We start from the raw sequence: 18,031 nt of genomic DNA, 5'->3' as shown, positions 1-18,031 counted from the left end.
CGTCAGGACTGCAGCAACTGAATGAACATGGCGTCCGTGCCATGGGCGTGTGGCCACAGTTGAACGTAGGGGCCCTTGCCCCAATCACCGGGTTCGGTGCCAGTTGCGTCGGCCACAGCGACTCGAGTATCCAGCGTCTTGAGGCCGGAGTCCGCAATCACTGCGTGCGTCTCCGCCACCACAGGCGAGCAGGTGACGTACGCGATCACGCCACCGGGCTTCACGAGCCGAGCGGCCTGTGCCAGGAGCGCGCCCTGAAGATCGACCAGGTCGGCAAGATCCTGCGCGGAGCGGCGCCAGCGAGCCTCCGGACGGCGACGCAAAGCACCTAACCCAGTGCAGGGCGCGTCAAGCAGAACACGGTCATAACTGCCGGCGCTCCCCCAGGCCCGGGCGTCTCCCACGTGGACCTCTGCGATGCCGTCGGGGATCGCACGGAGGGAATCTTTTACCAGGCCGGCACGATGGGGGTGCAGCTCCAACGCGTCAACGGAGTCACCCTGGGTCGCGGCGCGGGCGGCGATGACGGCCGCCTTGCCACCCGGGCCTGCACACATGTCGAGCCAACGCTCAGGCGTCTGTCCCTCGATACCGGTAGCGGCATCGGCATGGATCAGCGCCAGTGCTGCGAGTTGGCTTCCCTCATCCTGAACGGCGGCAAGGCCGTGCTTCACCGGGCCGATGCTGGCAGGGTCACCGGAGTCCAACGTCACCGCCAGCGGGGAGACTGCACCCACGGTGCCACCTGGAACCTCGTCGAGGAGCGCGTCCCGCGAGATCAGCCCCGGACGTGCCACTAGCGACACGGCGGGGGCACGGTTGTTGGCTTCAAGAAGTGCCTCGGTCTCCCCTGCTCGACCGTCTGCCACGAGCGCTGATTCGAGCTCGCCGACCATCCATGCAGGGTGCGAATGCTTGACGCCCAGCGCCTCGCGCGATGAACCCTGGGCAACGCGGGACAGCCACGTGTCGAGGTCCGCTTCCACGATGCGCCGCATCACCGCATTGGCAAAGCCCGATGCCCCGCGACCACTCTCACTGCGCACCAGGTCGACGGTCTGCGATACAGCGGCGTGGGGTGGCACGCGCATCCCCAGTGCCTGGTGTGCGCCCAGCCGCAATGCGACGAGCACCTCGGGGTCCAGCGTGTCGGCGTCACGCTTCGCTGCGCGCGCGATGATCGCGTCGTAACGGCCGCTGAGCCGCAGCGTTCCGTACGTGAGTTCTGTGGCAAACGCGGCGTCTCGGCCTGACAAACCACGGTCACGGAGGATCTTAGGAAGCATGATGTTGCCGTAAGTGTCCTGGGTCTCGACGGCCAGCATCACGTCAAACGCCGCCAGCCTCGCCTTATCCACACTCATGCTTCACCCAGTGCAGAGCCTTCAGGGAGGCGAGCACCCCGCCACCACGCTGCGGCGTCCATCGGTTTCTTGCCTGCGGGCGCGATAGTACTGAGCGCCACCTGTTCGGTTCCCGTGCCGACGGTGACCACACCATCGGCAAACGAAACCTGACCGGGCACCGTCGTCGTGGAACCAATGACCGGACTCACTGGCCCCAGTTTCGCGACTGAGCCATCAGGCAATGTGGTCCACGCGCCGGGCGCAGGAGTGCAGCCACGGACCTGTCGGTCGACCACGTGACTGGGCCGTTCCCACGCCACATAGGCATCGTCCCGATTCAGTTTGGCGGCGTAGCTCACACCGTCGTCCGGTTGCACGACCGGGCTCGCCTGGCCTGATTCCAAAGCATCGAGCGCTCCCACCAAGAGCGGGGCACCCGCCTCTGCGAGGCGCGCAAGCAAGACACCAGAGGTATCCGTGGGGCGAATCCGCTCAGTCAACGTTCCGATCACCGGGCCTGTATCGAGGCCCTCTTCGAGGAGGAACGCGCTAGCGCCCGTGAACTCGTCGCCAGCCATGATCGCCCGTTGCACCGGTGCCGCGCCGCGCCACTGCGGCAGCACAGAGAAGTGCAGATTCACCCAGCCGTGCGCGACACTGTCGAGCAATTCGCGGGTCAGGATCTGGCCATATGCGACCACTGCTGCGGCGTCAGCCTTGAGGTCCTTGATCTGGTCGATGAACTCCGGATCCTTGGCACTCGCAGGGGTCAACACCTCAATGCCGTGGGCCTCTGCTGCGACCTTGACTGGACTTGCGTGCAGGGCCTTGCCTCGCTTGCCCCGTGCATCAGGCTGGGTCACCACCGCAATGACCTCATGTGGCGAGGCCACGAGAGCCTCGAGGCTGGGCACGGCAACATCCGGAGTTCCGGCAAAGATCAGACGCATGGAACCATCGTAGAGCCGCTGGAGCGTCAGAACTCCAGTGGAGCGTCCACACGCATGCGCAGTTCACCCTTGTTCTTGGACGCCTCTCGCTGTACCTCGCGGATGACGTCCACGGCTTCCTGAGCGGCCCCGCGGGTGAGGAGCACCGACACCCCGTCCGGACGTGGCACCACCGTCGCTTTCGCCTGCCCATCGACGATGTTGGCACGCTCAAGCGCTGCCGACACCCACGCAGGTTCCCCGCCGATCTGGAGGACACGCCGATGCGGCGGGAAGCCAAGTTCGGCACGCTCCAGGTACAGGTCCTTGGCCGCGTCGACCGGCGACCAGGTCCCCAGCGCACGGCGCACGGTGGGTGGCATTTCCCCCACGAAGGTCACTGCGCCACCACTACGGCGGTCACGGACCAACGCCGCCACGGAGAGCCACCACCGGATCGCCTTCAACTCCCCTCCCAGCCCCATTCCCGCAGGCACGCCCGAGTCGATCACGACCACGTGCGCGTAGCCTCCGTGAACCGCGGGGAGCGCAGAGGGGGTCGCGATCACCAGGCCCCGTTCCACTTCAAAATCGCTGACGATGCCCGTCGCGGCGCTCGAGACTGTCAGTTCGACGCCCGCGGCCATCCGCGCGAGCTGCTCGGCGATGCGCTCCACGCCCTGGCGCAACTGCTTGAGCCGAGCGCTCTTGCAATGAGGACAGTGCCAATCGGGCTGAGGATGTGCATTTTCAATGCACACCGGATTGGACCCGTGCCCAGACACCGCAAGTGGCGACTCACAGTCTCGACACACGGCCCACTCATCGCAGTACGCGCAGGCAGTGGCGTTCACGTAACCCGCGCGCGGGACCATGACCCCGACCGGGCCGCGCTCAAGACCTTGGCGAAGCGCTCTCCAGGCAGACCCGGGCATCCAGTGACGCCCCGCACCGCCCTCGGCTTCGCGGCGCTCGTCGCTCAGAATGTCCATGGCAGGGGTAGCCGCACGCACTACATCGCGCGGCGGCTCGATCCAACGAGCCCATCCACGTTCGGCCAGCGCGGTCGCATCCACGCTGAGCGCATACCCGCCGATCACGACGGCCGCACCGTGATGTGCACGCATTGCGGCAATGGTCCGAGCGTGTGGGTAGGGTGCATGAGGCTCTTCGTAGACACCATTCGCCTCATCCCACATCACCAGGGCATTAAGGCGAGGAACAGGTTGCATCACGCTGGGCCGCGTTCCGATGACGATGCGTGCGTGGCCATGCATCGCAGCAAGAAAAGCACCGAACCGCGCAGCTTGACCGTCGTCATGGTCAAGGACGGCGACCTGGCCACCCGACCTTGCGGACCAGCGCTTGAGTCCAAGCCGCTCACACTCAGCCAGCACAGCTTTTTGAGCTCGCGCGTCGGGAACCACAATCACAACCGAGCCCGCCGTCGACGTAGCCCCGTCGGCGGCGTTGGCGCCCTCTGCGGCACGCGCATTGTCGTGGCTACCGCCGTCATGGAGGCGAGCCACAGCTGTGGCGACAACCGCGGCAGCCGGGATCGAACATCGGCCCTCCGCTTCTGGGAGACCCTGCCACACGGCGCGTTCCCCTGGGCCCACGAGCGGCTCGGTCGCGCAACGTTCGAGAGCGTCTACGTAGGCAGCGTCCCGCTCAGGATTTCCCCACTCACGCTTCTCCACGGACGCGACCCGTGGAGGTGCCATGAGTCGGCACACATCCCACAGTGAACCGCCATAGCGACGGGCTACCTGGGAGGCGAGATCGAGCGCTTGTGAGGTGAAGGAGGGAATCGCTGAAGAGCTCTTCACTTCAAGGAGTTTTCCCTCAAAGCTCGATGCTGTCGCGAGTTGAGTGACAATCGCACCCACAAGTCTGCCAGCGAACGGCACACGCACTCGCGATCCGATCTGCACGACCTCCGCAAGTTTCTGGGGGATCGCGTAGTCAAAATCACGGTCCAGATGCGGCAGCGGTGAGTCGAGCCGCACCCGCGCGATGGGTGCGGCCACGGCTATTGTGCTGCGCTAGCGAGAGCGTCGGCGCGATCCGTGCGCTCCCACGTGAAGTCGTCGAGCTCGCGTCCAAAGTGGCCATAGGCAGCCGTCGAGCGGTAGATGGGACGGCGCAGGTCGAGGGCATCGATGATTGCCTGCGGACGCAGGTCAAAGACCTCACGAATGGCTCGTGCGATGCGATCCGGGTCAACCGTTGCTGTTCCGAACGTCTCCACGTAGAGACCCACTGGATGCGCGGTGCCGATCGCGTATGCGACCTGCACTTCACAACGCTCCGCCAAGCCCGCAGCGACCACATTCTTGGCAACCCAGCGCATGGCGTAGGCCGCTGAGCGGTCCACCTTCGAGGGGTCCTTGCCCGAGAATGCTCCGCCGCCATGACGGGCCATTCCTCCATACGTGTCCACAATGATCTTGCGGCCGGTGAGTCCAGCGTCGCCTTTGGGTCCGCCAATCTCAAAGCGGCCAGTGGGGTTGATGAGGTTCCGGTGCCCGGTCGCATCGAGGTCGAACGAAGCCAACACCGGATCGATCACGGACTCGGCAAGCGCGGCACGCAGATCTTCGGTGTCCCACGACTCCGCGTGCTGGCTCGACAGGACCACGGTGTCGACGGTGCGCGCGATGTCCCCGTCGTAGCCGATGGTCACCTGCGCCTTGCCATCTGGACGGAGACCCGCCACAGCATCGGTCTTGCGCACGGCTGCAAGCTGCTGTGTCAGACGATGGGCAATAGCGATGGGCAGTGGCATCAGCGACTCCGTGTCGCGGCACGCATAGCCGAACATCAGTCCTTGGTCACCGGCGCCCAGCTCCGAGCCGTCAGTGTCGGTGGCGGATCCAACGCCGGCCCAGATGTCGGCACTCTGTTCGCCGATGGAGACCGAGACTCCACAGGAGTCGCCATCAAAGCCAACCTTAGAAGAGGTGTAGCCGATGGAGTTGACCACGTCGCGGATCGTCCCAGGAATGTCCACATACGCCTCGGTTGAGACCTCGCCTGAGACATGCACCAGACCCGTCGTGACCATAGTCTCCACCGCCACACGCGCGGCAGGATCTTGTCGAAGCATCTCGTCCAAAATCGCATCAGATACCTGGTCACACACCTTGTCAGGGTGGCCCTCGGTGACGGACTCGGACGTGAAGAGGCGAAGATCACTCATGCGGTACACCCTAGTGGCGGCGACTGACCTTCCTATCCAGGACGTACGGCCCGTTCCGGTACTCATCACTTGTTGCTACGGTCAGTCCACGTAGTCCTCACCTACCACTGCTTGGGAGAATGACATGGACCTGTCCCGGCCTCTCATTTCCCGCATCTATGCAGGAGGACAGACGGGGGCAGATCGTGCCGCACTCGATGCTGCGATTGCCGCTGGAGTCGTCCACGGTGGTTGGTGTCCTGCAGGCGGTTGGGCGGAAGACAAGCCATACCCGCCAGGCGTGCTCGTGGACTATCCCGGGCTCAAACCCACCATCGAATCCGACCCTGCCGTCCGTACCGAACGCAATATCCGCGACACCCACGCCACCCTCGCCCTGGGGGTGGTGGAAGGCTCCCCTGGCGCGACGCGCGCCCTCGCGTACGCGGAGGCCATTGCGCGCCCAGTGATGGTGCGACCTGATTCGCCTGCGGCCGCACTCGAGTGGTTGGCAACCATCGGCCGAGAACTCATCGTGAACGTCGTCGGGCCGCGCGAATCAGAGGCGCCAGGGTCATACAACGCAGCACGGGCCTTCATGTCCGCCCTGCTCGCGCCCTAGGTCTTGTGCCGCGGCCCCAGACGCCCCCAGACGCGCCCCAGCCCACCCAGTAGGGGCTATCAGTCACATCGCGAAGAAAAGTGACTCGAATCCCCTACTGCCGCTATCGAGGTCGGCGAGCGCGCATCGCTAGAACGTTGCGTACTTGAGCGCGACACCATTCGGGCCGGCTTCGAAGTTGACCCCATTGGAAGCGCAGTGTGATCCAGCCCGCTGACGCGAGCACAACGTCTCGCTGTGCATCCCGCGCTTGGGCAATCCGCGTCCCATGAAACTCTTGGCCGTCGAACTCAATGATGGTGCGGCTCGCCTCGTGAGCCATGTCCGCGACGCATCGGTGGCCGTTGACTTCGAGGGGAAGTTGCCGACTCCAACAACGCCACTCCTGGCCAAAGAAGACATCACGATGACCCATCACCTCCAGAGGAGACATCGCGCCTTCAATACACCAATAGACAATGCGTTGAATGGTGCCCCGATCCGCCACACGTGGACACAATGCGAGTTCCTGAGAGATGTCTTGCGCTGTAGTCACACCAGACCACAGAGCGCGATAAAGTCCGTCCACCCGCCGTGAAGTTGGGGTCCTGTTCCACGCGTCGACTACTGCGAATGCGGGTGTCACCACTCGATCCAGTCCTTGCACAGAGCCACCCGGTATTCGCAGCACCTGTTTCGCATGTACACGCGCTGGCGTTCGTACATGAGCACCCCGCATAGACACGACATGATCGACGCCACGCGGTGGGAGCTGAGGCTCGTGTAGCGCCAGCGCGAGCATGCCACTAATCCACATATGCGAGTTCCACAGCAACAGAGCTTCGGCGCGCACGCGCGGCTTATGGCGTTGCGTCGTCCCGCTGAGGACCGCGGGGAACAACCTGACCGCATCCCGGTTGGCGACCGCGTTCTCGATGGCGCGCCGCGAGAACATTGTGGTCAGCTCCGCTCTTGTGAATGCCTGTGGCACACGTTGGAGGAAGCTAGCGAGTGACTCCCCCGCCTGCGGAATTGCAATGAGTCGGGCCATGGGCAGCAGTCAGCCACATCGCGCGAGCCGATGCCCTCACATCGGTAGATCTGTGAGTTTCCCGCTGCGCGACAGTGTGCTGTGGATAGTGAGCCCCCGCGATCGGAAGCGCTGATGAGGCAACGTTTAGCTAGTGCCCGCGCGACTGGTGACGGCGTCGAGGATCGAGTGCGCAACCGCGAGTTTGCTTCCTGAGGCCTCTCCGGCCTTTTCTCCGGACGCGTCCAGGATCAGCACGGCGTTAGTGGAGCTACCGAACCCGAGCCCGTCACCCACCTCGTTGACGACAAGGAGGTCGGCACCCTTGCGGCGTGCCTTGGCAGCGCCGTGCTCTGCCACGGAACCGCTTGCGTCACCAGTCTCGGCAGCAAACCCCACCACAGTCTGATCCGGGCGTTTGAGCGCAACCAGCACCTTCAACAGGTCCGGAGTCTGCTCAAGTTCGATGGTGAGACCGTCAGCACCAGACTTCTTGATCTTTGAATCTGACACCTTCACTGGCCTGTAGTCAGCAACGGCTGCAGCCATGACAATGACATCTGCTCGCTCTGTCTCACGTGCGAGGGCGGATTCAAGTTCTGCGGCACTTTCCACGTCGACGCGTCTGATGCCCTCACCCAAGGGCAACGTCACGTTGGCAGCGATGACCGTCACAGTGGCGCCACGTTCACGGGCGGCTTCCGCCAGCGCGAAGCCCTGGAGTCCCGATGACCGATTACCGATGTACCGCACCGGATCGATTGCCTCGCGTGTTCCACCCGCAGTGATGAGCACCTGAACGCCGTCAAGGTCTCCCCACGAGCCACCATCTCCTGCAAGAGCACTGCTACTAGCCCCCAGTAGGGGCTTCGGGTCATCTTGAGCAGAAATGTGGCCCAGATCCCCTACTGCACCTGAAGCGGGGGCCTCTCCACCCAGTAGCGCGTACAGCGCCGCCACGATGTCCTCAGGGTCAGGCAAACGGCCTGGGCCCGAGTCTGGGCCGGTGAGTCGGCCGACGGCTGGTTCAAGCACCGTCACGCCACGACTGCGCAGCGTCGCAACGTTGGCAACCACAGACGGGTCCTGCCACATCTCGGTGTGCATCGCGGGGCACACAAGGATGGGTGCTTCAGTGGCGAGCAGTGCGTTGCCGAGAAGGTCGCTGGCACGCCCGGCTGCCATCTGTGAGAGAAAGTCAGCGGTGGCGGGTGCCACGAGAACGGCTTCAGCGCGCTGTCCTAGCCGGACATGCTGAACCGACGGGACGTTATCAAACGTCTCCGTCGGTGCAGGGTGTCCGGACAGCGCTTCCCACGTGGCACGCCCAACAAAGTTGAGTGATGCCGCGGTGGGTACGACGTGAACGTCGTGTCCATCCTCCTTGAGCAGCCGGAGCACTAGCGCCGCCTTGTACGCGGCTATGCCGCCGGTGACGCCCAGGAGGACGCGCATGAGTTACTTCTCTGAGTCGCCCAGGTCGAGCAGGCCACCCTCGTTGATCTCGCGGAGCGCGACCGAGAGGGGCTTGTCGGTGGAGTCTGCCTCGACCAGCGGGCCGACGTTCTCGAAGTGACCTTCGCCAAGTGCCTCGTAGTACGAGTTGATCTGGCGGGCACGCTTGGATCCGTAGATCACCAGTGCGTACTTGGAGTCAACCTTCTCCAGCAGCTCGTCGATGGGCGGGTTGGTGATGCCCTCGGGCTGTGCAACTGTTCCTGCCACGGTGTACTCCTCAAAATGGCGGTGGTGGGGTAATCAAAACTCGCACAAGTCTAGCGTGCTTGAGTAATCAATCGTTCGAGTTCGGCAACTGCCGTGTCGAGGTCGTCGTTGATGACTGTCTCATCGAACTCGTCGATGGCCATCAGTTCGTCGCGTGCGGTCGCGAGGCGGCGCATACGTTCGGCTTCGTCCTCGGTCCCACGGCCTTCGAGTCGGCTCACGAGTTCCTCCCACGAGGGAGGGAGCACGAAGACGAAGAGTGCGTCTGGCATGGTCTGTTTGACCTGCCGCACGCCGTCGAGGTCGATCTCCAGGACGGCAGGGCGACCTGCTTGTAGCGCTTCGTCAACACCTGCACGCGGCGTGCCGTAGCGGTGCTTGCCGTGGACAGTTGCCCACTCGAGCAGACCGTCTTGCTCGATGAGTTCATCAAAGCGTTCATCGGACACAAAGTGATAGTGGATGCCGTCCTGCTCGCCGGGTCGAGCAGGACGGGTGGTCGCAGAAACCGAGACCCAGATGTCTGGGTTGCGGTCGAGCACGGCGCGCAGCAGCGTGCCTTTGCCGACTGCAGTGGGTCCTGCGAGTACGACGAGACGGCTCATTAGCCCTCGCGTGCGATCAGCGCGTCAACCTGGTGGGCACCAAGTCCACGGATTCGCCGCGCGGGCGAGATGCCGATCTCTTCCATTGCGGTGTCTGCGCGCTTGGGTCCAATGCCGGGTAGGCACTGCAGTAGGTCGCGCACACGGATGCCAGCAAGTGCTTCATCAGCCTTGGCAGTGGAGATGGCGCTTTCGAGGGTCATCTCGCCCTGCGTCAGCTTCTCCTTGAAGACACGACGTGCGCTACGCACAGCTGTGGCCTTCACAAGTGCCGCAGCGCGCTGTTCGTCAGACAGTTCTGGTGTTGCCACGGTCCCTTCCTTTCCTCTGTGTGGTCTAGCGGGCTTTAGCCTGCCAGTGCGTTACGTGCTGCATGCGACGCGTCAGTTACGGCCGCACGCAGTGTTGAGGCATCGGGTCCGTGTCGGAGGACGCCCCTCGATTGATTGACGAGTACGAGGCCGCGAGAGTTCCCAAATACCTGGGACAACTCTGTGGCTCCTGCACCCTGTGCGCCTACGCCTGGCGCGAGGATAGGCCCGTTGAGCCCGTCGAGGTCGATGCCGAGATCCGACACCGCCGTTCCCACGGTGGCGCCCACCACGAGTCCGAATGAACCCATGGGTGTGGCGTCACGGTTGAGGTCTGTGGTCTGTCGCACGATCGCTGCCGCTACGGCCTCGCCGTTGGCGCTGCGTGCGTGCTGAACTTCGTGGCCTTCGGGGTTGGAGGTGAGCGCGAGAACAAACAGCCCCTTGCCGTGCACTTGGGCTAGCTCCACTGCAGGCTTCAGCGACCCGAAGCCGAGGTAGGGCGAGACGGTGAGTGAATCACACTCGAGGGGTGCACCAGGTACCAGGTAGGACTGCGCATAACCGGCCATGGTGGAGCCGATGTCTCCGCGCTTCGCATCGAGGACGGTGAGGAGGCTCGCGGAGCGTGCGTTGAGGAGGAGGTCTTCGAGAACTGCCACTCCCCTGGCTCCGTGCCGTTCAAAGAATGCAGCGTTGGGTTTGACGGCCGCGGCGTGACCGGCCGATGCCTCAATGACGGCATCGGAGAATCTCGCCAGAGATTCGGGGGTGTCGGGCAAGCCCCACTGGTCGAGCAGTTCGGGGTGAGGGTCGATGCCCACGCACAGCGGCCCGTAGTCAGCCATTGCGCTGGAAAGGCGTGAACCGAAGGTCATCCGTTTTCTCCTTACGCGGCTGATGGGCCGCCCAACTAAAGCCATGCTACCTGCGAAGACGCTCTCGCGTGTGGTGCGCGCGAGAGCGTCTTCGTGGCGTGTATGCGAGTTGCTATGCGGTCGCGTCCTGCAGGCTCAGCACGTCGAAGGGGCCGTGTTGACGCGCTTCGATGGCCTGAACTGCTGCGGACAGTTGCTGCGTGGTAGTCACGATTGCCGAGTCAGCTGCGGTGGCAGCGGCGCGGATCTCGTAGCCATCGGCGCGTGCGCCCTGACCTGAGGGGGTGTTGATGACGAGCGGTACGTCACCCGCGTGAATCAGATCCACGATGGTGGGCTCGCCATCTGGTCCTACTCCCTCGGAGTATTTGCGCACCACGGTCGCGGGGATTCCGTAGCGGCCCAGCACCTGCGCAGTTCCGGCCGTGGCCAGGATCTCGAACCCGAGCTGAGCGAGGCGTGCCACCGGGAACGAAATCGCACCCTTGTCGCGGTCAGCGACGGAGACAAAGGCCTTGCCACCCGTGGGGAGTCCGCCGAAGGCCGCTGCCTGCGACTTGGCGAACGCCAGCGGGAAGGTGTCGTCAAAGCCCATGACCTCACCCGTGGAACGCATCTCAGGGCCAAGCACAGTGTCGACCACGAGGCCCTCGTGGGTGCGGAAACGCTTGAACGGCAGGACCGCTTCCTTCACCGCGATGCGCTGGTTCATGTCGATACGCGCTGCATCCTGCTCTGGCAGCACGCCGTCGACCTTGAGCTGCGCAATCGAAGTACCGGTCATCACGAGCGATGCCGCGGTAGCCAACGGTACGCCCGTGGCCTTCGCCACGAACGGCACGGTGCGTGACGCGCGTGGGTTGGCTTCGAGTACGTAGAGGACATCGGAGACGAGCGCGTACTGCACATTCATCAATCCGCGCACGCCGATGCCCTTGGCAAGCGCCTCGGTTGAGGTACGGATGCGGTTGAGTTCGCTCTGCGACAACGTCACGGGTGGCAGCACACACGCAGAGTCACCGGAGTGAATTCCGGCCTCCTCGATGTGCTCCATCACGCCGCCGAGGTAGAGCTCTTCGCCGTCGTAGAGGGCGTCCACATCGATCTCGATGGCGTCGTCGAGGAAGCGGTCGATCAGCAGCGGAGCATCGGTCGCGTGGTCGCCCACGTCGGCCATGCGCGTGCCGTAGTCCTCAAGCTGGGCGCGGTCGAACACAATTTCCATGCCGCGTCCACCGAGCACGTAGGACGGGCGCACGAGCACGGGGTACCCGATGCGTTCCGCGATCTCGACGGCCTCGTCGATGCCATGAGCGGTGCCGTAGGCCGGCGCCGGGAGGTTTGCTCCGTCGAGCACCCGACCAAAGGCGGCGCGGTCCTCAGCGTTGTCGATCGCTTCCGGCGACGTTCCGAGAATTGGCACACCGGCATCGGCGAGGCGCTGTGCCAGCGACAGCGGAGTCTGCCCGCCGAGCTGCACGAACATTCCCTTCACGGGACCTGCGGCCTTCTCTGCTTCATAGACGGCCATGACGTCCTCGAACGTCAGCGGCTCGAAGTACAGCCGGTTCGCGGTGTCGTAGTCAGTCGACACGGTCTCAGGGTTGCAGTTGACCATGATGGTCTCGTACTCGTCCTTGAGGCTGAGTGCAGCGTGCACACAGGAGTAGTCGAACTCGATTCCCTGGCCGATGCGGTTAGGCCCAGACCCGAGGATGATGACGGCCTCGCGCTCGCGCGGCGACACCTCGGACTCGGCCTCATAGCTGCTGTAGTAGTACGGCGTACTTGCAGCGAACTCAGCGGCGCACGTGTCTACGGTCTTGTAGACGGGCTGCACCTTGAGTTCCGCGCGGGTGGCGTAGATCTCTTCGACACTCACGCCACGCAACTGGGCGATCTGCGCATCGGCGAGGCCGTGACGCTTTGCGGTGCGCAAGGTCGACTCGTCGAGCGAGTCTGCCGCCGCGACGTCCGCTGCGATCTCGTTCATGAGCAGCATCTGGTCAAGGAACCATGGGTCGATCTTGCATGCATCGAAGATTTGCTCGATGGTGCAGTTGCCCGCGATCACCGCACGCAGCAGTTGCTGGACCTGAATGAAGCGCTTCTCCGTGGGGACCACGACGGCTTCGAGCAGTTCTGCAACCTGGGCATCCGAGGGTGCGGGACCATCCCAGTGGAAGTTCATGCCCTTCTTGTCGATGGACCGCAGCGCCTTGCCCAGCGCTTCGGTGAAGTTGCGGCCAATCGACATCGCTTCACCCACGGACTTCATGGTCGTGGTGAGAACAGGGTCTGCTGCCGGGAACTTCTCGAACGCGAAGCGCGGGACCTTCACCACCACGTAGTCGAGCGTGGGCTCGAACGACGCAGGAGTGGAGCCGGTGATGTCGTTGGGGATCTCATCGAGCGTGTATCCCAGTGCGAGCTTCGCGGCGATCTTCGCAATCGGGAAGCCTGTGGCCTTCGATGCCAGCGCCGACGAGCGGGACACGCGTGGGTTCATCTCAATAACGATGAGGCGTCCGGTGGCGGGGTCAACGGCGAACTGCACGTTGCAGCCACCGGTGTCCACGCCCACCTCGCGGATGATGGCGATGCCGACATCGCGCATGCGCTGGTACTCGCGGTCTGTCAGGGTCATGGCAGGTGCCACGGTCACGGAGTCACCCGTGTGCACGCCTACAGGGTCCACGTTCTCGATCGAGCAGACCACCACGACGTTGTCGTTGCGGTCACGCATGAGCTCGAGCTCGTATTCCTTCCAGCCGAGGATCGACTCTTCGAGCAGCACCTCGGTGGTGGGTGAATAGTGCAGACCGGCACCGGCAATACGGCGCAGGTCTTCCTCGTCGTAGGCGAAGCCAGAGCCCAGGCCACCCATGGTGAACGAAGGGCGCACCACCACGGGGTAGTTGAGCTCCTCTGCGGCCGCGAGGCACTCATCCATAGTGTGACAAATGCGCGAGGCTGCTGAGTCCGCGCCGCAACGTTCCACCACGCCCTTGAAGAGTTCGCGGTTCTCGCCCAGGTTGATGGCTTCGAGGTTGGCGCCGATGAGTTCGACGTTGTACTTCTCGAGGATGCCAGCCGCATCGGCATCAATGGCCGCGTTCAACGCTGTCTGTCCGCCCAGGGTCGGCAGCAAGGCGTCGGGGCGTTCCTTGGCGATGATGGCCTCAATCACCTCGGTGGTGATGGGCTCAACGTAGGTCGCATCGGCGAACTCTGGGTCCGTCATGATGGTCGCCGGGTTGGAGTTGAGCAGGATGACTCGCACACCGTCGGCGCGCAGAACGCGGCACGCCTGCGTTCCCGAGTAGTCAAACTCGCAGGCCTGACCGATGACGATGGGGCCGGAGCCGATGACCAGTACTGAGGTGATGTCGTCGCGCTTGGGCATCAGGCACGCTCCCCCTTCATGACAGAGATGAAACGATCGAACAGGTAGGACGCGTCGTGTGGTCCTGCGGCAGCCTCCGGGTGGTACTGCACGGAGAACGCTGGCAGGTCGAGGCATTCAAGCCCCTCCACCACGTCGTCATTGAGGCACACGTGGCTGACCTTGACGCGGCCGTAGCCTGCGGGCGAGTCGGACTCCCCTTCCAGCGGCGCGTCAACGGCGAACCCATGATTATGCGCGGTGACTTCAACCTTGCCGGTAGTGCGGTCCATGACCGGCTGGTTGATTCCACGGTGTCCGAACTGCAGCTTGTAGGTGTCGTAGCCCAGCGCGCGGCCAAGCATCTGGTTGCCAAAGCAGATTCCGAGGAACGGGATCTTGGCGTCGAGTACCTTGCGCAGTTGGTCGACTGCGTGCGTGGCTGCTGACGGGTCACCAGGGCCATTCGAGAAGAACACGCCATCGGGCTTGGATTCGAGCATCTGCTCAGCGGTCCACGAGGACGGAACCACGGTGACGCGGATGCCGCGCTCAGCCATCATGCGTGGAGTGTTGGCCTTAATACCAAGATCGACCGCCACCACATCGGCAACCTTCTCGACGCCTTCGGCCGGCTCGACCACGTAGGCCTCGGTAGTGCTGGCCTCGTCCGCGAGGTGCGCACCAGACATCTCGGCCCCCGCCGAAACGATGTCCACGAGGGTCTCGGTGCTGTGACGCTTGCCGCCGGGAGCCAGCGCGTCTCCGGAGAAGATGCCGGCGCGCATGACGCCGTCGCGAAGGATGCGGGTGAGCTGCCGGGTGTCGATACCGGAGATACCGACGATGCCCTGGTCGACAAGGTCGTCATCGAGGCTGCGCTGTGAGCGCCAGTTGGAGGGGCGTCGCGCAGGGTCGCGCACGACGTAGCCTGCCACCCAGATCTGACGTGACTCATCGTCCTCGTCGTTCACACCGGTGTTGCCGATGTGAGGTGCGGTCATGACCACAATCTGACGGTGGTAGCTCGGGTCGGTGAGGGTCTCCTGGTAACCGGTCATGCCGGTGTTGAAGACGATCTCGCCGAGCGTCTGGCCGGTGGCACCATAGGCGGCACCTTCGAACGTCCGGCCGTCCTCGAGCACGAGGACCGCAGGGGTTTCAGTCACGCGAATGCTCCTTCAAGTGAATCGTCGATGTGCGTGGGACGGCCGCGCAGGATTGTTACGACGGCGCGTCCCGGAAGTGCGATCCCGCCGAACGGCGAGTTGTTTGAGCGCGAGGCGGTGGCAGTCGGGTCGACTGTCCACGCGGCCTTCGGGTCGATGACCGTGACGTTCGCAGGCTCCCCCACCTCAAGCGGGCGGCCGTGCTGGTCGTCTCGGCCGATGCGTGCAGGGGTGGTCGACATGACTCGCGCCACATCGCGCCACGAGAGGGCTCCGGTGTCGACCATGGTCTTCTGGACGATACCGACGGCGGTTTCGAGGCCGATCATGCCCATGGCTGCGGCTGCCCATTCGCAGTCCTTGTCCTCATCGGGGTGAGGTGCGTGGTCGGTCGCGACCACGTCGATGGTGCCGTCCGCGAGGCCCGCGCGCACTGCGTCGACGTCCTTCTGCGTACGCAGGGGCGGGTTGACCTTGAAGCGAGGGTCGTAGCCACGTACCGATTCGTCGGTAAGCAGCAGGTGGTGCGGCATGACCTCCGCAGTCACATCGATGCCCTTGGCCTTCGCCCAGCGGATGATGTCAACCGAACCTGCGGTCGAGAGGTGGCACACGTGAAGGCGCGAACCGACGTGCTCCGCGAGCAACACGTCGCGCGCGATGATCGACTCTTCTGCCACAGCCGGCCAGCCTGCAAGTCCGAGTTCAGTCGAGACGAGCCCCTCGTGCATCTGGGAGCCCTCAGTAAGCCGAGGGTCCTGCGCGTGCTGAGCGATCACACCGTCGAAGGTCTTCACGTATTCGAGGGCACGGCGCATCAGCACCGGGTCGTGGACACATTTGCCGTCGTCACTGAACATCCGCACCTTGGCGCGCGAATTGGCCATCGCGCCCATCTCGGACAGTTGCGTGCCTTCGAGTCCTACCGTGACTGCTCCCACGGGGAACACGTCGACGAGACCCACTTCAGCACCGCGAGAGGCGACCTGCTCGACCACGCCCGCGGTGTCTGCGGTGGGCGTCGTGTTGGCCATGGCGTGAATCGCGACGAACCCACCCTGAGCCGCCGACCGCGACCCAGTCTCGATGGTCTCTGCATCCTCGCGACCCGGCTCACGGAGGTGAGTGTGGATGTCCACGAGGCCCGGTAGCGCGACGAGGCCCGAGGCGTCGAACGTACGGGCGCCAGCCGGGGCATCGGCCCTGTCCAATGACGAGATGCGGCCATCCACGATGACAATGTCTGCGGTGGTGTCGCCGTAGAGCGACGCGTTGGTGATGACGATGGCGTCCGTGGTGGTGTCACTCACTGGGCGCCTCCTCTCCAGAAAGCAGCAGGTACAGGGAGGCCATGCGCACGGCGACGCCGTTGCTGACCTGTTCAACAATCACGGAACGCGGCGAGTCCGCAGCCTCCGCAGAGATCTCAAGGCCGCGGTTCATCGGGCCAGGGTGAAGGATGATCGCGTGCTCCGGCATGCGATCCATGCGTGCACGGTCCAATCCAAACAGGCGCGTGTACTCCTCCGGTGACGGGAAGAAGCCCGAGCCGCCGCCAGTCATTCGCTCGCGCTGCACGCGCAGCATCATGATGGCGTCCAGGTCGTGAGCGTCGAGCGCATCGTCCAGCGTGTAGTGCACCGAGATGTCCTCGCGCGCAGCCATGCCAAAAGGCAGCAGCGTGGGCGGTGCGACGACCACTACGTTGGCACCCAGCGTCTTGAGGAGCGCAATATTGGAGCCCGCCACACGCGAGTGGAGCACGTCGCCCACAATCGCGACGGTCAGACCGTCCAGACCCTTACCGTCGGGGTCTGCTACAAGGTGGCGGCGCATCGTGAAGGCATCGAGAAGCGCCTGCGTGGGGTGCTGGTGCGTGCCATCGCCCGCATTCAACACGGCGCCGTGCATCCATCCCGACTGGGCGAGCCGGTCAGCAGCACCGGACGCCCAATGGCGGATCACCACGGCATCGGCGCCCATGGCCTGCAACGTCAGCGCGGTGTCCTTAAGGGACTCCCCCTTTGACAGAGACGAGCCTTTGGCGGAGAAGTTAATGACATCAGCGCTGAGGCGCTTCGCTGCCGCTTCAAAGCTGATGCGGGTTCGGGTGGAGTCCTCGAAGAAGAGGTTGACCACAGTGCGGCCGCGGAGCGTGGGGAGCTTGCGAATCTCGCGCTCTTGCGTGGCTGCCATCTGGGCGGTGGTGTCGAGGATGAGTGTGGCGTCCTCGCGGGACAGGTCCTGAGTTCCGAGCAGGTGCTTCATGAGCGGCCTCCCGAGAGGATCACAGCGTCATCGCCATCAATGTCGCTGACGTGGACATCGACACGCTCGATGCGCGAGGTGGGGATGTTCTTGCCCACAAAATCAGCGCGAATCGGCAGTTCACGGTGCCCGCGATCCACCAGTACGGCGAGCTGCACGGCAGTGGGCCGGCCCTCATCCTTGATGGCGTCCAGCGCCGCGCGAATGGTGCGGCCGGTGTGGAGGACATCGTCCACGAGCACTACCGTCGCGCCATCAATGCCGGCGGCGGGAAGCGTTGTGGGGCCGATGCTTCGGGTGGGCTGACTACGGAGGTCATCCCGGTACATGGTGATGTCGAGCTCACCGCAACGGGCGGCAGCATCGAAGTCGGGTTCCACCTCTGCGATACGCGCAGCAAGACGGTGAGCCAATGGCACACCGCGGGTGGGAATTCCGAGAAGGACGAGGGACTCGTGGCCCTCGTTGCGCTCAAGAATCTCGTGAGCGATGCGAGTAAGAGCACGGCCGATATCGGGCGCACCAAGAATGGTCCCAGTCACCTGGCGACCTCCTTCCCCGCCTCTCTGGACGGTCCTTAAAGGATGTCGAACAGCACTCAGC

Annotated in this window: 16 protein-coding genes; 1 reads left to right on the top strand and 15 read right to left on the bottom strand. The window is 64.1% G+C overall.

The window, feature by feature from the left end; genetic code table 11:
* Positions 1–2: 2 nt before the first annotated feature.
* Genes AOP79_RS09870 through metK form a run of 4 tightly spaced genes read right to left on the bottom strand, consistent with a single transcriptional unit; the run spans position 3 to position 5,477 of the window.
* Positions 3–1,364 (bottom strand): RsmB/NOP family class I SAM-dependent RNA methyltransferase, encoded by a 1,362-nt coding sequence (locus AOP79_RS09870; RefSeq protein WP_082093550.1) that lies wholly within the window; start codon positions 1,362–1,364, stop codon positions 3–5.
* Complete coding sequence (fmt, locus tag AOP79_RS09865; RefSeq protein WP_062073121.1) at positions 1,361–2,296, bottom strand: methionyl-tRNA formyltransferase; 936 nt, start codon at positions 2,294–2,296, stop codon at positions 1,361–1,363. The genes AOP79_RS09870 and fmt overlap by 4 nt, the downstream gene beginning before the upstream one ends.
* 26 nt (positions 2,297–2,322) lie before the next feature.
* Entirely contained in the window at positions 2,323–4,305 is a 1,983-nt protein-coding gene (locus AOP79_RS09860) for a primosomal protein N' family DNA-binding protein (RefSeq protein WP_062073120.1), read from the bottom strand.
* A 2-nt stretch (positions 4,306–4,307) separates the two neighbouring features.
* A complete protein-coding gene (gene metK, locus AOP79_RS09855) occupies positions 4,308–5,477 on the bottom strand; it encodes a methionine adenosyltransferase (RefSeq protein ID WP_062073119.1) in 1,170 nt (389 codons plus the stop codon).
* Positions 5,478–5,601: 124 nt separating this feature from the next.
* Here metK and AOP79_RS09850 point away from each other — a divergent pair, with 124 nt between their 5' ends.
* The gene (locus AOP79_RS09850; protein WP_062073118.1) at positions 5,602–6,078 is read left to right on the top strand and encodes a YpsA SLOG family protein; all 477 of its coding nucleotides are present in this window, start codon (positions 5,602–5,604) and stop codon (positions 6,076–6,078) included.
* A gap of 103 nt (positions 6,079–6,181) precedes the next feature.
* On the opposite strand, the gene AOP79_RS12090 is transcribed toward AOP79_RS09850, so the two are convergent.
* From AOP79_RS12090 to pyrR, 11 genes are all read right to left on the bottom strand, one after another.
* Complete coding sequence (locus tag AOP79_RS12090) at positions 6,182–6,493, bottom strand: endonuclease domain-containing protein (protein WP_369401070.1); 312 nt, start codon at positions 6,491–6,493, stop codon at positions 6,182–6,184.
* 741 nt (positions 6,494–7,234) lie between these two features.
* Entirely contained in the window at positions 7,235–8,542 is a 1,308-nt protein-coding gene (locus AOP79_RS09840; protein ID WP_062073114.1) for a bifunctional phosphopantothenoylcysteine decarboxylase/phosphopantothenate synthase, read from the bottom strand.
* Positions 8,543–8,545: 3 nt separating this feature from the next.
* On the bottom strand, positions 8,546–8,812 hold the full coding sequence (gene rpoZ / locus AOP79_RS09835) for a DNA-directed RNA polymerase subunit omega (RefSeq protein WP_062073112.1): 267 nt from the start codon (positions 8,810–8,812) through the stop codon (positions 8,546–8,548).
* 50 nt (positions 8,813–8,862) lie between these two features.
* Entirely contained in the window at positions 8,863–9,417 is a 555-nt protein-coding gene (gene gmk, locus AOP79_RS09830; protein WP_062073110.1) for a guanylate kinase, read from the bottom strand.
* Positions 9,417–9,728, bottom strand: coding sequence for an integration host factor, actinobacterial type (gene mihF / locus AOP79_RS09825; protein WP_062073108.1), 312 nt, complete (start codon positions 9,726–9,728; stop codon positions 9,417–9,419). Before mihF ends, gmk begins: the two co-directional genes overlap by 1 nt.
* Before the next feature lie 35 nt (positions 9,729–9,763).
* Positions 9,764–10,606, bottom strand: a complete 843-nt coding sequence (gene pyrF / locus AOP79_RS09820; RefSeq protein ID WP_062073106.1) for an orotidine-5'-phosphate decarboxylase — start codon at positions 10,604–10,606, stop codon at positions 9,764–9,766.
* A 112-nt stretch (positions 10,607–10,718) separates the two neighbouring features.
* Positions 10,719–14,012, bottom strand: a complete 3,294-nt coding sequence (gene carB / locus AOP79_RS09815; protein WP_062073104.1) for a carbamoyl-phosphate synthase large subunit — start codon at positions 14,010–14,012, stop codon at positions 10,719–10,721.
* The gene (gene carA / locus AOP79_RS09810) at positions 14,012–15,160 is read right to left on the bottom strand and encodes a glutamine-hydrolyzing carbamoyl-phosphate synthase small subunit (protein ID WP_082093549.1); all 1,149 of its coding nucleotides are present in this window, start codon (positions 15,158–15,160) and stop codon (positions 14,012–14,014) included. Before carA ends, carB begins: the two co-directional genes overlap by 1 nt.
* Complete coding sequence (locus AOP79_RS09805) at positions 15,157–16,470, bottom strand: dihydroorotase (protein WP_082093548.1); 1,314 nt, start codon at positions 16,468–16,470, stop codon at positions 15,157–15,159. The genes carA and AOP79_RS09805 overlap by 4 nt, the downstream gene beginning before the upstream one ends.
* Positions 16,463–17,428, bottom strand: a complete 966-nt coding sequence (locus tag AOP79_RS09800) for an aspartate carbamoyltransferase catalytic subunit (protein ID WP_062073101.1) — start codon at positions 17,426–17,428, stop codon at positions 16,463–16,465. Before AOP79_RS09800 ends, AOP79_RS09805 begins: the two co-directional genes overlap by 8 nt.
* The gene (gene pyrR / locus AOP79_RS09795; protein WP_062073099.1) at positions 17,425–17,970 is read right to left on the bottom strand and encodes a bifunctional pyr operon transcriptional regulator/uracil phosphoribosyltransferase PyrR; all 546 of its coding nucleotides are present in this window, start codon (positions 17,968–17,970) and stop codon (positions 17,425–17,427) included. The genes AOP79_RS09800 and pyrR overlap by 4 nt, the downstream gene beginning before the upstream one ends.
* Positions 17,971–18,031 lie beyond the last annotated feature (61 nt).

The organism is Demequina sediminicola (assembly GCF_000975055.1).
GTDB classification, from domain to species: domain Bacteria; phylum Actinomycetota; class Actinomycetes; order Actinomycetales; family Demequinaceae; genus Demequina; species Demequina sediminicola.
Note: the sequence above shows the minus strand (reverse complement) of the source record. Positions and strands in the feature narration are given on the sequence as shown.